17 protein-coding genes and 1 pseudogene are annotated in these 20,231 nt (G+C 59.8%); 6 read left to right on the top strand and 12 right to left on the bottom strand.

Annotated elements, in window-relative coordinates; genetic code table 11:
- Positions 1-3 precede the first annotated feature (3 nt).
- The 7 genes and pseudogenes from CKW21_RS08580 to CKW21_RS08550 form a co-directional block, all read right to left on the bottom strand.
- The gene (locus CKW21_RS08580) at positions 4-1,254 is read right to left on the bottom strand and encodes an FAD-dependent oxidoreductase (RefSeq protein ID WP_256590168.1); all 1,251 of its coding nucleotides are present in this window, start codon (positions 1,252-1,254) and stop codon (positions 4-6) included.
- Positions 1,243-1,407, bottom strand: a pseudogene (locus CKW21_RS31730) (rubredoxin); the annotation flags it as partial. The gene CKW21_RS08580 and the pseudogene CKW21_RS31730, both read right to left, overlap by 12 nt.
- Before the next feature lie 5 nt (positions 1,408-1,412).
- Positions 1,413-2,858 carry an aldehyde dehydrogenase family protein gene (locus CKW21_RS08575; protein WP_095193542.1) on the bottom strand — a complete coding sequence of 482 codons (1,446 nt, stop codon included), beginning with the start codon at positions 2,856-2,858 and terminating at the stop codon, positions 1,413-1,415.
- 12 nt (positions 2,859-2,870) lie between these two features.
- The gene (locus CKW21_RS08570; RefSeq protein ID WP_170948647.1) at positions 2,871-4,058 is read right to left on the bottom strand and encodes an aromatic ring-hydroxylating dioxygenase subunit alpha; all 1,188 of its coding nucleotides are present in this window, start codon (positions 4,056-4,058) and stop codon (positions 2,871-2,873) included.
- Between the two features lie 292 nt (positions 4,059-4,350).
- Entirely contained in the window at positions 4,351-5,259 is a 909-nt protein-coding gene (locus tag CKW21_RS08565) for a LysR substrate-binding domain-containing protein (RefSeq protein WP_095193541.1), read from the bottom strand.
- A gap of 613 nt (positions 5,260-5,872) precedes the next feature.
- Positions 5,873-7,216 carry a dicarboxylate/amino acid:cation symporter gene (locus CKW21_RS08555; RefSeq protein ID WP_095193539.1) on the bottom strand — a complete coding sequence of 448 codons (1,344 nt, stop codon included), beginning with the start codon at positions 7,214-7,216 and terminating at the stop codon, positions 5,873-5,875.
- Positions 7,217-7,323: 107 nt separating this feature from the next.
- Entirely contained in the window at positions 7,324-8,379 is a 1,056-nt protein-coding gene (locus CKW21_RS08550) for a tartrate dehydrogenase (protein WP_095193538.1), read from the bottom strand.
- A gap of 137 nt (positions 8,380-8,516) precedes the next feature.
- Between CKW21_RS08550 and CKW21_RS08545 the strand changes: the two genes are divergently transcribed.
- Positions 8,517-9,425: a LysR family transcriptional regulator gene (locus tag CKW21_RS08545; RefSeq protein WP_095193537.1), complete on the top strand. Its 909-nt coding sequence runs from the start codon at positions 8,517-8,519 to the stop codon at positions 9,423-9,425.
- Here CKW21_RS08545 and CKW21_RS08540 read toward each other — a convergent pair.
- Entirely contained in the window at positions 9,422-9,742 is a 321-nt protein-coding gene (locus CKW21_RS08540) for a multidrug efflux SMR transporter (RefSeq protein ID WP_095193536.1), read from the bottom strand. The two genes, CKW21_RS08545 and CKW21_RS08540, sit on opposite strands and share 4 nt — an antisense overlap.
- Before the next feature lie 165 nt (positions 9,743-9,907).
- Complete coding sequence (locus CKW21_RS08535; protein ID WP_095193699.1) at positions 9,908-10,363, bottom strand: carboxymuconolactone decarboxylase family protein; 456 nt, start codon at positions 10,361-10,363, stop codon at positions 9,908-9,910.
- A gap of 119 nt (positions 10,364-10,482) precedes the next feature.
- Here CKW21_RS08535 and CKW21_RS08530 point away from each other — a divergent pair, with 119 nt between their 5' ends.
- The 3 genes from CKW21_RS08530 to CKW21_RS08520 all read left to right on the top strand — a co-directional run bounded on the left by CKW21_RS08530 (position 10,483) and on the right by CKW21_RS08520 (position 13,280).
- Positions 10,483-11,904 carry a PLP-dependent aminotransferase family protein gene (locus CKW21_RS08530; protein ID WP_095193535.1) on the top strand — a complete coding sequence of 474 codons (1,422 nt, stop codon included), beginning with the start codon at positions 10,483-10,485 and terminating at the stop codon, positions 11,902-11,904.
- 112 nt (positions 11,905-12,016) lie between these two features.
- Positions 12,017-12,649, top strand: a complete 633-nt coding sequence (locus CKW21_RS08525; protein WP_095193534.1) for an FMN-dependent NADH-azoreductase — start codon at positions 12,017-12,019, stop codon at positions 12,647-12,649.
- A gap of 25 nt (positions 12,650-12,674) precedes the next feature.
- The gene (locus CKW21_RS08520; protein WP_095193533.1) at positions 12,675-13,280 is read left to right on the top strand and encodes a TIGR00730 family Rossman fold protein; all 606 of its coding nucleotides are present in this window, start codon (positions 12,675-12,677) and stop codon (positions 13,278-13,280) included.
- 91 nt (positions 13,281-13,371) lie between these two features.
- Here CKW21_RS08520 and CKW21_RS08515 read toward each other — a convergent pair whose 3' ends face one another.
- From CKW21_RS08515 to CKW21_RS08505, 3 genes are all read right to left on the bottom strand, one after another.
- On the bottom strand, positions 13,372-14,028 hold the full coding sequence (locus CKW21_RS08515) for a hypothetical protein (RefSeq protein ID WP_095193532.1): 657 nt from the start codon (positions 14,026-14,028) through the stop codon (positions 13,372-13,374).
- A gap of 722 nt (positions 14,029-14,750) precedes the next feature.
- Positions 14,751-15,167, bottom strand: a complete 417-nt coding sequence (locus CKW21_RS08510) for an organic hydroperoxide resistance protein (protein WP_095193531.1) — start codon at positions 15,165-15,167, stop codon at positions 14,751-14,753.
- A 670-nt stretch (positions 15,168-15,837) separates the two neighbouring features.
- Complete coding sequence (locus CKW21_RS08505; protein ID WP_095193530.1) at positions 15,838-16,167, bottom strand: hypothetical protein; 330 nt, start codon at positions 16,165-16,167, stop codon at positions 15,838-15,840.
- A gap of 185 nt (positions 16,168-16,352) precedes the next feature.
- Here CKW21_RS08505 and potE point away from each other — a divergent pair, with 185 nt between their 5' ends.
- Together potE and CKW21_RS08495 are read left to right on the top strand one after the other, a co-directional pair.
- A complete protein-coding gene (gene potE / locus CKW21_RS08500; RefSeq protein ID WP_095193529.1) occupies positions 16,353-17,762 on the top strand; it encodes a putrescine-ornithine antiporter in 1,410 nt (469 codons plus the stop codon).
- Complete coding sequence (locus CKW21_RS08495; RefSeq protein WP_095193528.1) at positions 17,759-20,044, top strand: Orn/Lys/Arg decarboxylase N-terminal domain-containing protein; 2,286 nt, start codon at positions 17,759-17,761, stop codon at positions 20,042-20,044. The genes potE and CKW21_RS08495 overlap by 4 nt, the downstream gene beginning before the upstream one ends.
- The last annotated feature ends 187 nt before the right edge of the window (positions 20,045-20,231 follow it).

Below are 20,231 nucleotides of genomic sequence, written 5' to 3'. Positions count from 1 at the left end.
GCCTCAGGCGACAGCCTGCTGAGAGTTCTGACAGGACTGCAGCAATGCGCTGCGCTGCGTTTGCGCCTGGCGACCGAGCAGGACAAAGCCGTTGAGCCGGCCCTCGGCGTCATAGAAACCGGCGCTCATACCGTCTGGCGTCGGCGTGCATCGCCATTGCCCTTCTCCGGCCATCGCCGGCGCCAACAGGCACAGCGGCACGGCCGGGGTTTTCACCGTCACCGGCATCAACGGGTAGTCGACGTCGGTGGGCTGGCCGAGCAAGGTTTTGCTGAGTGCCTGAATGCCCTGGTTGATCGGCGCCAGATAAGGCAGCAACTGGCCGTCGATCTCAATGCAATCGCCCAAGGCGTAGATACCCGGTGCCGAGGTTTGCAGCCGGGCATTGACTTGAATGCCGCGTCCGACCGCCAGGCCAGCGCTCTGCGCCAGGCTCAGATCAGGACGCAGCCCGACCGCCGACAACACCAGATCAGCCTCAAGGATTTGGCCTCCCGCCAGTTTCAGGGCATAGCCCTGCCCGCTCGCTTCGATGGCCTCGACGGTGTTTTGCAGATGCCACTTCACCCCCAAGTCACCCAGTGCGTTTTGCAGGACCTGCCCCGCTTCGGCGGGCAACAGGCGTTCCATCGGCCAGCGACCCAGGCCGATGACATCCACGCTGAAACCGTTGTGGGCCAGGTCATTGGCAAACTCGCACCCGATCAGGCCATCACCCAGAATCGCCACACGCTGCACGCCGGTCAGACGCTCACGAAAGCCGTGGTAATCCTGCAGGTTGTTGACGCTGAGCATGGCCGCCGTCTCGCCCTGGATCGGCAGGCGGATAGGCTGGGCACCGCTGGCGAGGACCAGTTGGCCGTACTCCATCTCACCGAAGCTGGTGCGCAAGCGTCGCTTCGCGCTGTCGATGCCCAGCACCTTGCAATGGGGATAAACGCGGATGTTCAGCCGCTGTTCGATCGCCAAGGGTGATTCGCCGGACAACGCCTCGGCACTTTTGCCCTGGGATAAACCGATCGACAGCGCCGGTTTCGAATACAGGTGCCCGGACTCCTGGGTCAGTACGCGGATCTCGACCTCGGGATCGGCCTTGCGCAATGCCTGGGCCAGGCCATAACCGGCATAACCACTGCCGATGATGACGACCGGCTGGCGCAGTAACGCAGGGATAACAGGCACGGCCAGTGGCGGCGCGCTGACCGGGACGCTGACAGCCGCAGCCGCCTCGGTGTACTCGCTGATATCGAGCATCTCGAAATCAGCCTTGCCGACGTGGCATTCCGGGCACACCCAGTCCTCGGGAACATCTTCCCAGCGCGTACCGGCGAGGATGCCATCCTCGGGCCAGCCCAACGCCTCGTCGTATATCAGACCGCAGACAATGCAAAGCCAAGTCTTGAACATGGTGCTCACTCCCCGGCGATCCGGATCGCCACGTTTTTGGTGCGCACGTAGCTGTACAAGGCTTCCTGACCCTTTTCCCGGCCGAAGCCCGACAAACCGACGCCACCAAACGGCGTTTCAATGCCACCGGCGTACCATTCGTTGACGAACACCTGGCCGGATTTCAAGCGACGGGTGCAGCGCATGGCGCGGCTGATGTCCTGGGTGAACACCCCGGCCACCAGGCCGAACTCGGTGCCGTTGGCGATGGCGATGGCCTCTTCTTCGGTGTCGAACGGCATGATCGCCAACACCGGTCCGAACACTTCTTCCTGAGCAATGCACATCTGTGGCGTGACATCGCGGAACACGGTCGGACGCATGAAGTGCCCGGCACGCTCGGCGAAGGCTTCGCCCCCGGTGACCGCGATGGCGCCGTCCTCCACGGCACGTCGGCACAAGGCTTCGATGCCCGCCAGTTGCCCGGCACTGACCACTGGTGTGAGGTCGGCGTTTTCAAAGCCTTCACCGACACTGAGCCCTTCGGCCAGGGCGACGACTGCCTCTACAACGTCTTCATAAATATCGCGCTGCACCAGCAGCCGCGACATCGCCGAACAGACCTGGCCGGCATTGAAGAAAATGCCCGACTTGACGCTGGCCAGCAGCTGCTCGCGATCGGCGTCGGCAAAGGCAATCGCCGCCGACTTGCCGCCCAACTCCATCACGCTGGGAATCGCATGCGCAGCGGCATCGCGCAAAATCGACTGGCCCGTCGGCACGGAACCGGTGAACACGATCTGATCGACGCCACGGTGGCTCACCAGATGCGAACCGACTTCGCGACCACGACCGCAAATCAGGTTGACCGCGCCCTGGGGCAAACCGGCATTGGCAATGGCGCGGATCAGCACGCACATGCCCAGCGGTGAAAGCTCAGGCGACTTGATCACCACCGCATTGCCGGCCGCCAGGGCCGGCGCCAGCGAACGGGCACAGATCGACACCGGAAAGTTCCACGGCACGATCTGCGCCGACACGCCCATCGGGTCGTACAGCGTGAAATCCATGTAACCGTTGCCCAGCGGGATCGAGGTGCCTTCGATCTTGTCCGCCATGCCGGCGTAGTACTCGAAGTAGCGCGCCGCCTCGATGAACTCGTCCTTGGCATCGATCAGGCGCTTGCCGTTTTCCTGGCAGAGCACCCAGGCGCCCTCATCCGCCACGGCACGAATTTCCTCGGCGATACGCAGCAGCCAGGTGACCCGCTGCGCCGGACGCACCCGGGTCAACTCACCGCTGTCAGCGCAGCGTCGGGCCGCCTGCACGGCACGCTCGGCATCGGCCACGGTGGCCTGGGCGATGGTCGCCAACGGCTCGGCGGAGCCTGGGTTGTTCACCGTCAGGCGCTGGACGCTGTCACTCCATTGCCCGTCGATGTAGTTGAGCCAGTGAGAGGCTATCGGATACATGGGACAACCTCCTCAGGCAGACGGCGTGGTGGCGAGCAATTGACGTGCGGCCCACTGGTGGAAGAAGTGCGTCGGGATGTCCATTTCCGGGGAGAACGCGCCGCCCTTGTAGCCTGGGGAATGCCGGCCCTTCTGCATGCCTTCGACCGAGCTGATGTCTTCGGCGAACACCACTTTCCAGGATTCCAGGATCGCATCGCGGCAGGCGCTGAACTCTGCGCTGCTCGCGGCTTCGTCGCCGACATAGAACAGGCGCAAGTGCTCGATGGTGCGTCCCGGCGAAACCGGTTCAAGCTGCATGGCGAAGGCGTGGTCAGCCTGGATGCCGAGCAAGACGTTCGGGAAAAACGCCACGTATTCGGCATTGCGCAGGCGGTCCAGCGGCCAGCCCGGGAATTTCGGCAGGTGCGTTCCGGCCACGTCCGACAGGTTGTAGGCGTAGCTGCCCTGGCCGGCGAAGTGTTCGTCGAAAATGATGTTGTAGTGATCTTCCAGACGCGAATACGAGTTCAGGCTCGGGTGTACCCACGGCAAGTGATAGGCCTCGCAGTAGTTCTCTACGGCCAGCTTCCAGTTGCAGTTGATGTCCAGCGTGGTGGCGTCGTGGCCGGGACGACGGCGCAGCAGGCTCATACCGTCTTCCCCGAGAAACTGGGTCCAGCGTTGGGTCAACGGGGCGAGCATGTCTTCGAGCGGCTGCGCATCACCGGACAGGTTGATGAACACCATGTCCATCCAGATGGCGCTGCGAATGGCTTTCAAACCGTGTTTCTCACAGGCGAAACGCTCATCCTTGTGCTGATCGATACCGCCGACGTGAGGCGTGCCGCGCAGGCTGCCGTTGAGGTCGTAAGTCCAGGAGTGGTAAGGGCAGCGAATGACGCCTTGCACCTCACCGGCCTCCTCCACCAGCTTCATGCCGCGGTGGCTGCACACGTTATGGAACACCTGCACCAGGCCTTCGCGATTGCGCATCAACAGCAGCGGCAGGCCCATGAAGTCGATCGGCTTGACCGAACCGGCCTTGCCCAGATCACTGGCAAAACCAACGCAGGCCCAGGTCTTGCCCATGACCTGATCGCGCTCGAGTTCGAAGTACCGTTGTTCGGTGTAGAACTCGTTGCTCAGGCCGGTGGCTTCATGAATCGGATTGAGGACAGTTTCAAGGTGATGCACAGGAATTTGCTGGATGGTGCTCATTATTGTTTTCCCCTGCTGGGCACGGTTTGGAATGTTCGGCAGGCTCGCTGGCCAGGTCCGCTGGCGGCAAGTTTCGGAAAACGGGAGGGGTGTCGACAAACGATATTTCGGGAGGGATTCATGACCTTTGATCATGAATAGACACTTTTTCGAAGTAACACATACGCTCTGTAGGAGCGAGCTTGTCTCCGGGCGGCGTTCCGACGATGGTCGTTAACGATCAAAAGTGCTGTCTGAATGACCGCGTTGTCTGGACGTTTTTCGCGAGCAGAGCTCGCTCCTACAGGTGGTGTTACGGCGTCGACGGGAGTTGATTCATCAGCCAACTACGAAAACGTTTCACGCTTTGCCGCATACCGCCGCGGGACAGCGGTTCAAGCAGGCAAAACTGCGCATCGGTGCGCAACACGGCATCCAGCGGCCGCACCAGCGCGCCGCTTTGCAGGTAGTCATCGACAAGGTTCGACCAGGCCAGCGCAATGCCCTGCCCATTCATGGCCGACTGGATCACCATCGAATAACTGTTGATATTGATCCGGCGCTTGGGCTCGACGTTTTTCAGCCCCTGGCTCTGGAACCATTCGGACCAGCCGATCCAGTCCCGCTGCGGATCGTCGAGGACCAGCCAGGTGCAGGCCGCCAGGTCGGCAGGCGTGTTCAAGGCCGGATGTTTCGCCAGGTACGCGGGGCTGCACACCGGGTAGACCTCTTCGGAAAAAAGAGGCGTGACCTGCATTTCCCGCGGCGGCGTACTGCAGTAATACAACGCCAGGTCGCAATCCAGGCGCGAGAAATCCTTGACCTGATCATGGGCGATGATGCGCAGATCGATCTCTTCGTTTTCACGTTGAAACTCGGTCACTTTGGGCAGCAACCACAGCGACGCCATCGCCGTACTGGTGGCCACCGTCACTTGCTCGGCGCCCTGCCAATGACGAATTTCACCAGTGGCCTGCGCCACTTGCAGCAAGGAGGCGCGAACCGTTTCGTAATATTGACTGGCTGCCGGACTCAGGTGAATGGTGCGGGTCGTGCGTTCGAACAAGACCTTACCCAGGTAATCTTCGAGCAGGCGTACCTGGCGGCTGATTGCGCCCTGGGTCACGTTCAATTCTTGCGCGGCCAGGGTGAAACTCAAGTGGCGCGCGGCGGCTTCAAACGCGACCAGACTATTGAGTGGCGGCAGAGGATGGATTTTCATACAGGCAAGGTCACGTCGTTGTTTTGGTTTTATCGCGGGAGTTTAGCCCTTGGTGGTGGAGGTGGACAGCGGCGGCTTCAGGCGCGCTTGGGGATTGGGCGCATATCCATTATTTGAGTGAGGGCGACCAATGGTCGTGGGTCGCCGCGATGGGCCATCGTGGTTTAACGGGGCGCCTGCAATCAAAAGCCAAAGCGAGGCGGCCTGACAGCCGACCTGGCTTTTGCAGATGTACGCCAATCCCCTGTGGGAGCGAGCCTGCTCGCGAAAGCGGTCTGACAGCGAACATTAATGGTGACTGACACGACCCCTTCGCGAGCAGGCTCGCTCCCACAGTTGGATCGCAGATAGGCCCGCAACCCAGGTCGGCTGTCAGGCCGCCTCGCTTTTGCTTTGCTCTGCTTTTGATCTGCCCCGTCGGAAGGCCGAGCGCATTTCTGTAGGAGCGAGCTTGCTCGCGATGGACGTCAACGATAACGCGCTCTGCCTGGATGATCGCGTCGTCCAGACGTTTTTCGCGAGCAAGCTCGCTCCTACAGGCTTTTCCAAATGACCCGCCGTTAGGGCGGAACCGTTTGCAGCTGTTACCGCAGGAATGGATATGTACCCAATCCTATGCCCGAGAGGCATTTTTGAGGCTCACCGACAAAGGAGCAGCCACTACCGATGTCGGCACAATCACATCATTCACCTGCCCTACCTCCACCACCTCCCCATTCAACGCCTTGTGCATTTTCACCGTATCCAGCGCCCCCACCCACTTGGCAATCGCCATGGTGCCGACACCATTGCCGATGGTATTGGTGATCGCACGCGCTTCCGACATGAACCGATCAACACCCAGCAGCAACACCATGCCCGCCACCGGAATCGTACCGAGGGACGACAGCGTGGCCGCCAGAATGATGAAGCCGGAACCGGTGACGCCCGCCGAGCCCTTGGAGGTGAACATCAGCACCGCCAGCACGATCAATTGATCGGTCAGGGTCAGTGGCGTGTTGGTCGCCTGGGCAATGAAAATCGCCGCGATGGTGTAGTAGATGGCCTGCCCGTCCGGATTGAAGGTCAAGCCGGAGGGAATGATCATCCCGGCGACGGGTTTGGAAACGCCGGCCTTTTCCATCTTGGAGATCATCTGCGGCAGCACCGATTCCGAAGAGCTGGTGCCCAGCACGGTGAACAGTTCTTCCTTGATGAACTTTAGGAATTTCCACAGGCTGAAACCGCTGTAGCGGCAGATCGGCCCCAGCACAAAAATCACAAACACCGCACAGGTCAGGTACACGCAAGCCATCAGCTTGCCCAGGGAGAATAGCGAACCAAAACCGTACTTGCCGATGGTGAATGCAATGGCACCGAATGCGCCGATCGGCGCCAGGCGCATGACCATGTTGACGATGCGAAACATGCCCTGCATCAGGCTGTCCAGGGTGTCGACGAACGCTTTGCCGCGCGGTCCGACATGGGCCAGGGCGATGCCCAGCAGAATGGAAAACAGCAGGATTTGCAGGACGTTGCCCTTGGCGAAGGCATCGACAATGGTGTCGGGGATGATGTTCATGACGAAGTCCATGAACGAGGCATGCTTGCCTGCCGTGGTGTACGTGGCGATGCTGGCGGTATCGAGCGTGGCGACGTCAATGTTCATGCCGGCACCGGGTTTGAACACATCGACCACCACCAACCCGAGCACCAGCGCCAGGGTCGATACCACTTCGAAATACAGCAGCGCGCGAAAGCCGACCCGGCCCAGTTCCTTCATGTTATCCATGCGTGCGATGCCCGTAACCACCGTCAGGAAAATCACCGGCGCGAGGAGCATCTTGATCAGTTTGATGAACGCGTCGCCCAAGGGTTTGAGCGCGGTTCCGGTTTCGGGTACGAAGACCCCGACGATGGCACCGAGGATCACGGCGAGGAGTACTTGTACGTAGAGTTTGCCGAATATTCTTTTCATGACAGGGCCCTGATTTTTTATTGTTGTCAGGAAATGCCCTGGGGTCGGAAACGCATGTCCGCCCCCGGGCGTTGTGCCGCAGTACTACTTTGAATCGCTGGAAAATATCAGCGGTTGATCAACGCAATCACCGCGTCGGTGATCTGCCGTGTGGTGGCGTTGCCGCCCAGGTCCGGGGTATGCAAACCGCTTTCGGTGACGGCCTCGATGGCCGACATCAGGTGTTTCGCCGCAGCGGCTTCGCCCAGGTGTTCGAGCATCATGGCCACGGTCCAGAAGGTCGCAATCGGGTTGGCCACGCCTTTGCCGGTGATGTCGAAGGCCGAGCCGTGGATCGGCTCGAACATCGACGGGAATTTTCGCGAAGGGTTGAGGTTGGCGGTCGGCGCTATGCCCAGGCTGCCGGACAGCGCGGCGGCCAGATCCGAGAGGATATCGGCGTGCAGGTTGGTGGCGACGATCACGTCCAGGGTCGACGGCTTGAGCACCATGCGCGTGGTCACGGCGTCGACCAGCTCCTTGTCGATCTTCACGTCCGGGAAGTCCTTGGCCACTTCGTAGAAAATCTCGTCCCACAGCACCATGCCGTGGCGCTGGGCGTTGGACTTGGTGACCATGGTCAGGTGTTTGCGCGGGCGGCTTTGCGCCAGTTCGAAGGCGAAGCGGTGAATGCGCTCGACCCCGGCCCGGGTGAACACCGAGACTTCGGTGGCGACTTCTTCCGGCAGGCCACGGTGCACGCGGCCGCCGTTGCCGGAGTACTCGCCTTCGGAGTTTTCCCGCACCACCACCCAGTCGATCTGGTCACCGTTGTGCAGCGGGCTTTTCACCCCCGGCAACACGCGGGCTGGACGCACATTGGCGTATTGGTCGAAGCCCTGGCAGATCGGCAGGCGCAGGCCCCACAGCGAAATGTGGTCCGGGACGTTGAGCGCACCGACCGCACCGAAGAAAATCGCGTCGAAGGTTTTCAGTTCTTCCAGGCCACCTTCGGGAATGTAGTAGCCGTTCTTCAGGTAGTTATCGGAGTTCCAGTCGAAGTGTTTGAAATCCAGTTCAAAGCCGGATTTTTTCGACAGGGCCTGCAGCACCTCGACGCCTGCGGCGATCACTTCCACACCGATACCGTCACCTGGCACTGCAGCGATTTTGTATGCGCTCATTGTTGACTCCACTCTTGTCGATTTCTTGTTGTTCCCGTCGAACCGGACTGTTCAGGCAGGGTGTGAGCGGAGTATATGTAGTGAACAAATAGGTGTGAGTTCCTCCAAATCACTACATAAATAACTTTGAGTTACGAATGAGCCAAACCCTGGATTTGTCTTTTTTCTACCTGTTGGCCAACAAAGGCAGCCTCGCGGCGACCGCTCGGGAGTTGGGCATCACGCCTCCGGCGGTGAGTAAGCGCCTGACGGCATTGGAAGCGCGCCTGGGCATCCGCCTGGTCAACCGCACCACGCGCTCGATGAGCCTGACCTCCGAAGGCGAGCTGTATTTCTCCCAGGCGGCGCGCATCCTCACCCAGATCAATGAACTTGAGCAGTTGGTCAGCAGCAGCCGCGCGACACCCAAGGGCCTGATTCGGGTCAATGCTTCCCTCGGCTTTGGCCGCCGCCACATCGGCCCTGCCCTCGCCGCGTTCTACGCGCAATACCCGGAAGTGGAAATTCAGCTGGAGATCAGCGACCACCCGCTGGACCTGACCACCCACGGCTTCGATTTGGGCATTCGCTTCGGCACCCTGCCCGACGCGGCTTTCCATGCACGCAAGATCGCCTCCAACCGCCGCTTGCTGTGTGCCTCGCCGTTGTACCTGGACAAATTCGGCACCCCGCAGAAGCTCAGCGACCTGCAAAACCACAACTGCATTTTCATCCGGCAGAACGAGTCGCCCTATGGCGTCTGGAGCTTCACCAACGGCGGGCACACCGACAACATCAAGGTGCATGGCGCCCTGGGTTGCAACGATGGCGAGGTGGCCCTGAACTGGGCGCTGGAGGGGTTCGGGATATTGCTGCGGGCCGAATGGGACATCGCCCGCTATGTGCGCAGTGGCCGCTTGCGCCTGGTGCTGGAAGACCAGACGCCAACCCGCGCCGACGTGTATGCGGTGTACCCGCAACAGCTGCATTTATCGGCGCGGGTGCGCAGCCTGATCGACTTTCTGATCGAACGCTTCAAGCACATCGACAACGTCGAGGACAGCTAATGGGCTGACACCAGTTTGAGCCCGATGACCCCGGCCAGAATCACGCCGATGCAGAGTATCCGCAGCGGCGCCGTGGAGTCGCCCAGCAACGCCATACCGACAATCGCGGTACCCGCCGCGCCGATGCCGGTCCATACCGCATACGCCGTGCCCACCGGCAAGGTGCGCAACGAGAGTGAAAGCAGAAAGACGCTCGACAGGCCGGTGACGACCGTCAGGACGCCGGGGACCAGCCGTGTGAAACCTTCGGAGCCCTTCATGTAGAAGGCGAAGGCGATTTCCAGAATGCCAGCGATGCCAAGCAGTGCCCAGGCCATGTGATTCAACTCCTTCGAGGGTCAATGAGAAACCTGTGGCGAGGGAGCTCGTCGGAGCGCCGCATCGTCCCGCTTGAGTGCGAAGCACTCACAAAATCCGTTTGGGGCCGCTGCGCAGCCCAGCGTCGGAACGCCGCCCGGAGCAAGCTCGCTCGCCACAACGGGTCAGGCTTTTTCAGCGGCCGCCGGTTTCGAACGGAACGCCACGCCGAACCGATTGAAGGCGTTCATCAAGCCGATGGCGTAAGTCAGGTCCGCCAGTTCCTTTTCGCTGAACACCGCCGCCACGGCGGCATAGTCGGCATCGGCCACGCCGGTATCAGCGACTTGCGTGACGCATTCCGCCCAGGCCAGGGCCACACGTTCGCGGTAGGTGAATACATCCCCGGCGTCGCGCCAGATCGGCACCAGCACCATTTTTTCAACGGCAACGCCAAGCTTGATCAAATCCCGCGAATGCATGTCGATGCAAAACGCGCAGCCGTTGATTTGCGAAACCCGCAGGTAAACCAGGTCGATCAGCTCGGTGGGCAAGCCGGTCTTGAGCAGGTAGCCGTACACGTTGCCGAAAGCCTTGTAACCTTCAGGGGCAGCGCTGGCGTAGTCGATACGTTGAGTCATGATCAATCCTCGGATTTGCTGTTTGGAGGACTGCATCGTGGGGCTGCTTGGCCCATTGGAAAAGATCCATATTCCAGCTAATGTCATGGGCCATGATTGCTTTTTCCCAGAGCCAGCCCATGACAAACCCCGCCCTCACAAACCTTTCCCCTCTCGATCCCACGTCGACTGAGCCGATTTACCGGCAAATCTACTGGCGGTTCCGCAGAGCGATTTGCGAGGGTGTGCTGGTGCCAGGCGAGCGCATTCCTGCGGCCCGGGCACTGGCCAAAGAGCTTGGGCTGGCACGCGGCACGATCGATACCGCGTACTCGCTGCTGGCGGCTGAAGGTTACATTCAATCCCGTGGCCAGGCCGGCACGGTGGTGGCCGAGGGGGTGAATGTCAGGACTGGTAGTGCCCGGACCGAACAGCCTTCGAGTTCACCCACCGCTGCGTCGATCCGGCACAAGGCGCCCGTGCTGCCCTTTCAAATGGCGCTGCCCGCGCTGGATGCGTTTCCGCGAAAAATCTGGGCGCAGATCGGCGCGCGATGCGTGCGTGCCACACAGATTCCGGACATGGCTGCCCCGTCGGCCAAGGGGCTGGAGTCATTGCGCAATGCGATTGCCACCTACCTGCAGGTGGCGCGCGGCATCACCTGCCAGCCTTCGCAAGTGTTCGTGACCACGGGCTATCGAAACACCCTGGGGTTGATCGTTCACGCGCTGCTCAATCCGGGCGACCAGATCCTCGTCGAGGATCCGGGTTACCCCCCTACTCGCCAGTTACTGGAACATTTGCACCTCCAGCTTGCCCCGGTTCCGGTGGACCAGGACGGCATGCAGGTCGCACAGGGCGTCAGCCAAACACCGAACGCACGCGCCGCCGTGGTCACACCGGCTCATCAGAGCCCGCTGTGCGTGTCGCTATCGCTGCCGCGGCGCCTGGAGCTGCTTGAATGGGCGGCCCGCCGGCAAGCGTGGATCATCGAGGACGACTACGACGGCGAATACCGCTATGTCAGCCGACCGCTGCCCGCGCTCAAGAGCCTGGATCGCGATGGTCGCGTACTCTATGCCGGCACCTTCAGCAAAGTGCTGTTTCCCGGTATCCGCCTCGCCTATCTGGTGGTGCCACCCGGGCAGGTCGAACGCTTCGAGCGAATCAGCCAGACCTTCTTCGGAGGCTGCCCGGAACTGACCCAGGCCATCGTCGCGACGTTCATGACCGACGGCCATTTCGCCCGGCATATCCAGCGCATGCGCAAACTCTACGGCGAACGCCGCGAAGCGACGGTGAGAGGGCTGAAGAAAGTCTTGGGCGACCACATCCACATCGATGCCCAACCCGGCGGTATGCACCTGAATCTGCGGCTTGCGCAGCCTCAGTCAGACCTTGAGCTGGTCGAACGCCTGCTGCAGGCGGGTATTTACGCCGAACCCCTGAGTGAATGCTGCATCGCTTCGCCAACACTGTGCGGGCTGATGCTGGGTTTCGCCAACATCGACTCGCAGGCCGCCGCCGAACAGCTGGGGAAACGCATTCTGGCGTTGATCTGACCGCGCCCGCCCAGAATCATGGCCTGGTCAAGCAGGCAATTCTTGGCTCTTTGTCGCTAGTCCAAGCGGCCACATCATGCAGACCCTGCCTCCACCAACAGCGAAGGGTCCCATGAAAATACTGCGCGTGATTTGCAGCCCGCGAGGGACAGCCTCCGAGAGCTATCGGCTCTCGCAAACCCTCATCAAGCACCTGATCGACAGCCATCGCATCAGCGATTTCATGATCACCGAGCGTGGCGTCACCGGGCTTGCGCATATCGATGCCGACTATGCCGAAGCGGTGAGCAAACGCCGCGACCCGTCCAGCACCATGGCCACCCGCGGCGCCCTGTGGCAGTCCGAGCAATTGATTCGCGAGTTGGAAAACGCCGACTGCGTCGTGATTGCCACCCCCATGCACAACCTGATGGTGCCCTCGGCGTTGAAGGCCTGGCTCGACCATGTGATCCAGGCAGACCGAACCTTTCGCATCACCGCTGAAGGCAAGGTCGGCGCCCTGCGCGATCGGCCGGTGTTTATCGCTGTCGCCTCAGGCAGCACGTTCACCGGCGTCGACGCCCAGCAACCGGACTTCTTGCGGCCTTGGCTGACGACCGTACTGGCGAGCATCGGCTTGCGCGACCTGAGGTTTTTCACCGTGGAGGGGACCGGGCAAAAACCGGAAATCTTGAACGCCACCCGGGAAAAAACCGAGCGCGAAGTCGCGCGGCATTTCTCCAGTCCCGCGCCAGTACCGGCCTGAACCCGCCTCCACCAGGAAACATTCGATGACCAACGCTTCTGCCCTGCGCAGCATTGCCGTGTTCTGCGGCTCCAACGACGGCTTCAATCCCGATTATGTCGAAGGCGCCCGCGCCTTGGGCCGGGAGATCGCCCGGCGCAATTTGCGCCTGGTGTATGGCGGCACCCGCAAGGGCTTGATGGGTGTCATCGCCGATAGCGTGCTCGCCGAGGGCGGTCAGGTCATCGGCATCATCACGCGCCTGCTGTTCGAACTCGGGCATGTGCACGAAGGGCTGGCCCGCTTTGAAGTGACACAGGACATGCGCAGCCGCAAGGCGCGCATGAGCGAATGCGCCGATGCCTTTATTGCCTTGCCGGGCGGGCTGGGAACCTTTGAGGAATTGTTTGAAGCGGCGACGCTAACGCAACTGGGTGAACACCGAAAAGCTGTTGCGTGCCTGAACATCGGTGGATTTTTCAATCCGGTGCGCAGCCTGCTCGATCACGCGGTGAAGGAAGGCTTCATGAAAGCCGAACACAGCGAGATGCTGATGTTCGACACCGACCCTTCGGCCCTGATCGATGCGCTTGAAAGGTGGCAGGCACCGACCGTCACCAAATGGATCGGACCGGTGCCCGTCAACGATTGATGTGCAGCTTTCAGGTCCTGGCGACGCTGCTCCCGAAAATTGTCGCCAGGGCCTTTTTTACATCAGCGCCCACGAGGCAGGCGCTTGTGTCTTACCTGGCCTGGTGCGCGCCTGCACTTGCCCACTGCGGCGCAATGAACGTGTTATGGCGCTTGGCTCGCTGCGTCAGCGCCAGCATCGTCAGGAAGCCCAGCACGATCAGCAGCGGATACGCCATCAACAGTTCGGAGAGAGAATACTTCCAGGCCAGCGGACGCCCGACACCGAGCAAGGCGGCATACATCCAGGACACCGCCGACAGCGAACCACAAAACAGCGCCAGCATCCGCGCACTGAACCCGAGGTTGAGCAAGGAGCCTGCCTTTTGCAGCGCCGGCAATACCAGGCGGTGCAGCACAATACCGTTGTACGTCAGTAGCAGGACAATAATCACCTTGGCGTGAAGCTTGGGATTCATGAAGTACTCCATGCCTTTGCCCAGGTAATCGATGCCGATGATGGCGGTGCCTGTCACCCATAGACCGATCAATGCCATGACGACAGACCGCTGAAGACTCTCCATGTGGGCATGATCATGTTCAGTGAACGCCTTGCGTTTCAATATATCCCTGACCATCGCAATATCACTGGTCAGCACTAAGCCAATCGCCACACAACAGGCGAGCAAATGAGCGTAAAGGACACCCAACCGCAAAAACTCCATGAATTCTTTATGTTCGATCAGGCTCATAATTGTATTTATCGCCACGGGTATTTTTCTCCACCTTATTCGACAGTACAGATCGGCCAATCAACAGGGAATTTCTTTTGAACAACCCTGAACGACCTTGCTCATACAAGAAAACCAAACAACAGGTTTATTATCGAAATCCTATTGTTCCAGTTAAGGAATGGGTGACAGCTTAGTTAGCGCCTCTCAATTTTTTGGTAAAAAAATCCCCATTTGCATTCACTGCATTTGAGGTTCGGGTTCCACTGCTTTTCTGCGATTTCAAGAGCAGGCCATGGGATGACGTGCTGCAGAATCTGAGGGCCGCAGCCCAGGAATGTTCATTTTTTGATCTTGCCACCGACAAGCGGTCGCAGGCGGGAGGGCCAGTGGCAACGGTATTAACCCATCAACTTCCCCGTCGACGCCCATTCTAACTGAGCTGGTTAACTTACATGACAATCGACATAATTAATTGGATCCGCTAGTTGCTACACAAGCAAAAACGAAGAGCAACTGTCACTACGCCCTTGCCATTAAAACAGTCATACTATTTTTGAAAAGATTGGATCCCCAAGACAGACCGGCACGAGACAAGTGCATGTTTGCCTCACCCGACGAACCAACTTCGCACTTCAATATCTTGCGAAATAGTTTAAATCACAACCGCTCAACACACTTACATCCGTTCGCCATCGAATGTATTCAGGCCCTGGCGACACTGCTGCCGAATGTTGTCGCCAAGACCTTTTTATTTCAACTCAGACGAGCTTGACCACCACGTTGATGTTGTTGCGCGTGGCTTTCGAATACGGGCAGTACTTGTGCCCGGTATCGACGAGTTTCTGCGCGGTTTCACGATCCAGTCCCGGCAGGCTGACATTGAGCCGGGCTTGCAGCAGGTAGCCACCTTCATTGGTGCCCAGGTCAACTTCGGTATCGACGGCCACATCCTTGGGCAGCGCCACCTTCAACTCTTTGGCCGCCACACCCATCGCGCCGATAAAGCAGGCTGACCAACCGGCGGCGAACAGTTGCTCCGGATTGGTCCCCCCGCCATTGGTGCCCGGTGACGACAGTTTCACATCGAGAATGCCGTCGGAGCTCCTGGACGCGCCGTCCCGGCCGCCGGTGGTATGGGTTTTGGCGGTATACAGTACTTTGTCGAGCTGGGTCATGATGATCTCCTGATTGAAATGAGGTTTATGCACTTTCAGGTGAATCAGAAATTCGGTGTTCCGGGCTGATGCCGGTCATTCAATATAGACGTCGCTGGTCAACCGGGTGCTCGATCCGACAAAGATCATCCTGTGGGAGCAAGCCTGCTCGCGAAGGCTTTGTGTCAGGCGACGTGATTTTTGAAGGTGTACATATCCATTTCTTCGGTAACGGCCACTAATGGTTCCGCTCTTACATCTATGCCGGGTTGCCCACTGCGCAGAACCGGAACGAAGCCTCTCAAGGGGGTGAGCACCTCGCAAAGCCAAAACGAGGCGGCCTGACAGCCGACCTGACTTTGGCGGATGTGCAAATTCCACTGTGGGAGCGAGCCTGCTCGCGAAGACGGCCCGACTGCCAACCTGATTTCGCGGATGTATTCATTCTGCTTCAGGAGCGATGCTTGTCTCCGGGCGGCGTTCCGACGATGAACGTCCAGACAACGCAATCATCCAGACAGGGCGCGTTATCGTTGACGTCCTTCGCGAGCAGGCTCGCTCCCACAAGGGATCCGGCGCACCCGTCAACCCTGTGTCCGGTCCGTACAGGCTTTTCCAAAGTAACTCGCCGTAAGGGCGAAACCGCCAGCTGCCATTACCGAAGAAATGGATATATCCCCCACATCCCAAACTACTTACGCGCCAACTTATACCTCACACAATCCTCATAAAAACTCTCCCGAACCGCCGCAGGCTTGATCCTCGTCGGGCTGTCGTAAGTTTGCTCGGTAATCCCCATCGCCATCATCCGCATCCACGATTTGGAAAACTTGTAAGACTGAATTTTCTGCCGCGCCGCATACAAGGAAACCCCGGATAACTTGAGTTCCTGTGCTCTAGCCGCCGTCCCCGCCCCCCAACTGCACATATAACGATCATTGGGCTTCAGTTCTTTGGCCTGGGCAATCACTGCAAAACCCGCGACGCCAACCGAGATCAGCGCGATCCATATATTGCGCATTCACTTTCCACCCTAAGCGCCTGAAATTGCAGCGATTCTGGCGACAAGCGAGCAACCTGGGGGCCAGCATAATGCCTTATCGGGAAAACACTGATCCGGGTCATCAGACAAAAGTCATTTTCTTGCGACATTTCAATCCCTTGCTATAGCTATGAGTCTCTTCTGCCAACTAATGGGGCAATGGAATGTCAGTCGCGAAGAAAATGAGTGTGGGGCAACTGACAATGTTGACTGCCGTCAACATGTTGGGTTCAGGCATAGTGCTACTACCGTCAAAACTGGCGGAAGTCGGCGCCATTTCCATTCTTTCCTGGCTGGTGACAGCCACCGGATCCCTCGCACTGGCCTATGCCTTTGCCCGTTGCGGAATGCTCAGTCACAAAACAGGTGGCATGGGTGGTTATGCGGAGTACACCTTCGGCAAGGCTGGCAACTACCTCACCAACTACACCTATGGCCTATCGCTGTTGATTGCCAACGTGGCGATCAGCATCACGGCGGTCGGCTACATCCAGGAGCTGTTCCATATCGAGCTGGATTCCCTGCAGGTGGGTCTGGCGACTTTCGCGCTGCTGTGGATCACCACTTTTGCCAACTTTGGCGGCGCGCGCATTACCGGGCGGATCGGGTCCGTCACGGTGTGGGGAGTGATTGCGCCGGTGGTGTTGGTGTCCACCGTCGGCTGGTTCTGGTTCGACAGTAGTATCTATGCCGCCGGCTGGAATCCCCACGACAAGAGCTGGTTCGAAGCCGCGGGCGCCTCGGTGGCGATCACCCTGTGGGCGTTCCTTGGCCTGGAATCGGCCTGTGCCAACACCGACGCGGTGGAAAACCCCGAAAAGAACGTGCCGATCGCAGTCCTCGGCGGCACCCTCGGCGCGGCGGTGATCTACATCGTTTCCACCAACGTCATCGCCGGCATCGTCGACAACCCCGAACTCGCCGCCTCCACCGCCCCGTTCGGGCTGGTTTTCGCCAAGATGTTCACCCCGCTGGTCGGTGACATCGTGATGAGCCTGATGGTGCTGGCGTGTATCGGTTCGCTGCTGGGTTGGCAGTTCACCATCGCCCAGGTCTACAAAAGCTCGGCAGATACCGGCTACTTCCTGTCGATCTTTGCCAAGGTCAACAAGTCCGGCACACCGATTATCGGCATGCTGGTGCTGCTGGCCGCGCAGACGGCGTTGGGCCTGCTGACCATCAGCCCGGATCTGAGCAAGCAGTTCGACACCCTGGTCAACCTCGCGGTGGTCACCAATCTGGTGCCGTATATCCTGTCCATGGCCGCCCTGATGACCCTGCAAAAAGTGTCGAACGTGCCCGCCGGCAAAGCGCTGGTCACCAACATCGTGGCCTGGGTCGCGGCGGCCTACAGCTACCTGGCGCTCTACAGCTCCGGGGAGCAGGCGCTGATGCTGGGCGGCCTGGCAACTATCTTCGGCTACACGATATTCGGCTTCGTCAACAACCGCCTGATCCGGCTCGAAGCCATCAATAACAGCGTGCCGACGCAAACTGTCAGCGCACGGCACATCACTGGCGAACCGGTGCCGGTTCACCGCTTGAAAAAAGCAACGCTGGAGATTCAACCATGATGGAACATGCACACACCCTCGGCATGCTCGCGCTGCTGGTCAGCAACCCGGCAGACATTCGCACGGGCTTCGGGCGGGCGCTGAATCAGCTGGTCAATGATGTGGAGGAACGCTCGATCCGGGTACTGACCTCGGACAGCTTGAGTGACGCCACGTCGATCCTGCGCTCGGACCCGGCCATCCAGTGCGTGCTGCTCAGTTGGGAAATGGACAACAGCGAAGGCAATGACGAATGCATCAAACTGCTGACCAGCCTGCGCGAGCGCAATACCCGCGTACCGGTGTTTCTGGTCAGCAACCGTAGTACCGCGTCCGATATACCGCTGCGGGTCATGCAACACGCCGATGACTTCATGTCGCTGCCCGAAGACACCAGCCGTTTCCTCAGCGGCCGTATTCTGGCGGCCATCGAGCGCTATCGCCAAGCCGCGCTGCCACCGATGTTCGGCGCGCTGGTGAAGTTTTCCAACACCTATGAATACTCCTGGCACACCCCCGGCCACGCCGGTGGCACGGCGTTTTTGAAGAGCACCGCCGGGCGCGCGTTTTATGAATTCTTCGGCGAAAACCTGCTGCGCTCCGACCTGTCGATTTCCGTCGGCGAACTCGGTTCGCTGCTCGATCACAGCGGCCCCATCGGCCAGGGTGAGCGTTATGCCGCCAAGGTCTTCGGTGCACATCGCACCTATTACGTGACCAACGGCTCCTCGACTTCCAACCGCGTCATCCTGATGGCCAGCGTCACGCGCAATCAGATCGCCCTGTGCGACCGCAATTGCCACAAGTCCGCCGAACATGCGATGACCCTGTCCGGCGCCATCCCGACCTACCTGGTGCCGACCCGCAACCGCTACGGCATCATCGGCCCGATCCTGCCGCAAACCCTGAGCGCCGAAGGCGTGAAAACGGCTATCGCCAACAACCCGCTGGTCAAGTCCGGCATCGACCCAACGCCCGTGCACGCGATCGTCACCAACTCCACCTACGACGGTTTGACCTACAACGTCACCCGCGTCGAACAGCTGTTGGGCCAGAGCGTCGACCGCCTGCATTTCGATGAAGCCTGGTACGGTTATGCGCGGTTCAACCCGCTGTATCGCGAGCGTTTCGCCATGCATGGCAGCCCGGACGATCACGACGACTCCAGGCCCACCGTGTTTGCCACGCAATCGACCCACAAGCTGCTGGCGGCCCTGTCCCAAGCCTCGATGATTCATGTGCGCAACGGCCGCAATCCGATCAACCATGCACGTTTCAACGAGTCGTTCATGATGCACGCCTCGACCTCGCCGAACTACGCGATCATGGCCTCCTGCGACGTCAGTGCGGCGATGATGGAAGCACCCGGCGGGCAGATCCTGACCAGTGAATCCATCGAAGAAGCCGTCGCCTTTCGTCAGGTCATCTCACGCATGCACAACGAGATGGCGAGCAAGAACGACTGGTTCTTCACCTGCTGGCAGCCGCCCTCGGTGCAGGTGGGCAATGCCTCGGTGCCGTTCCACGAAGTAGACCCGTCGCGGCTGAAAACCGAACCCGATTGCTGGGTGCTGCACCCGAACGAGGTATGGCACGGCTTCGGCAACATCGAGGATGGCTACTGCATGCTGGACCCGATCAAGGTCTCGGTGCTCACCCCTGGCATGGGCGAGGACGGCAACCTGCTCGCCTCGGGTATCCCGGCCTGTGTACTCACGGCATACCTCGGGCGCCAGGGCATCGTTGTCGAGAAAACCACGGACTTCACCATCCTGTTCCTGTTCTCCATCGGCATCACCAAAGGCAAATGGGGCACGCTGGTCAATGCCCTGCTCGACTTCAAACGCGACTATGACGACAACGTTGAACTGGCGTTGAGCCTGCCGGACCTGCTGGCCGGCAACCAGACGCGTTACGCCGGCATGGGCCTCAAGGACCTGGCCGACGAAATCTTTGCCGCCATGAAGAAACACAAGACCACCGCCCACATGGCCCACGCCTTCGGCACACTGCCCAAGGCCGAATTCAGCCCGGTGGAGGCTTACGAGAAACTGGTACGCAACGACATCGAACGGGTTACTTTGGAAGAAGCCGCCGGTCGCATCGCCGCCACCGGCATCGTGCCGTACCCACCGGGCATTCCGTTGCTGATGCCGGGCGAGAACGCCGGGGCCGCAGATGGACCGTTGCTGGCCTATCTCAAGGCGCTGGAAGCCTTCGACAAATCCTTCCCCGGCTTCACCCATGACACTCATGGGATCGAAGTCGAGGCCGGGGTTTATCGGATGCTGGTCTTGAAATAGCGGGTTCACGCCTGCCCCATGTGGGAGCGAGCCTGCTCGCGAAGACGGACTTTCTGACACATCGATTTTGAATGTGCCACCGCCTTCGCGAGCAGGCTCGCTCCCACAAGGGACCTCATCCCACAATAGATTTCCATCAGTCCAAAACCCTATGGGCAAAGTCGATCACAGCGCTCTATGATTGAAC

The sequence above is a fragment of the Pseudomonas sp. Irchel 3A7 genome (assembly GCF_900187565.1).
In the GTDB taxonomy this organism is placed as follows: Bacteria; Pseudomonadota; Gammaproteobacteria; order Pseudomonadales; family Pseudomonadaceae; genus Aquipseudomonas.
Note: the sequence above shows the minus strand (reverse complement) of the source record. Positions and strands in the feature narration are given on the sequence as shown.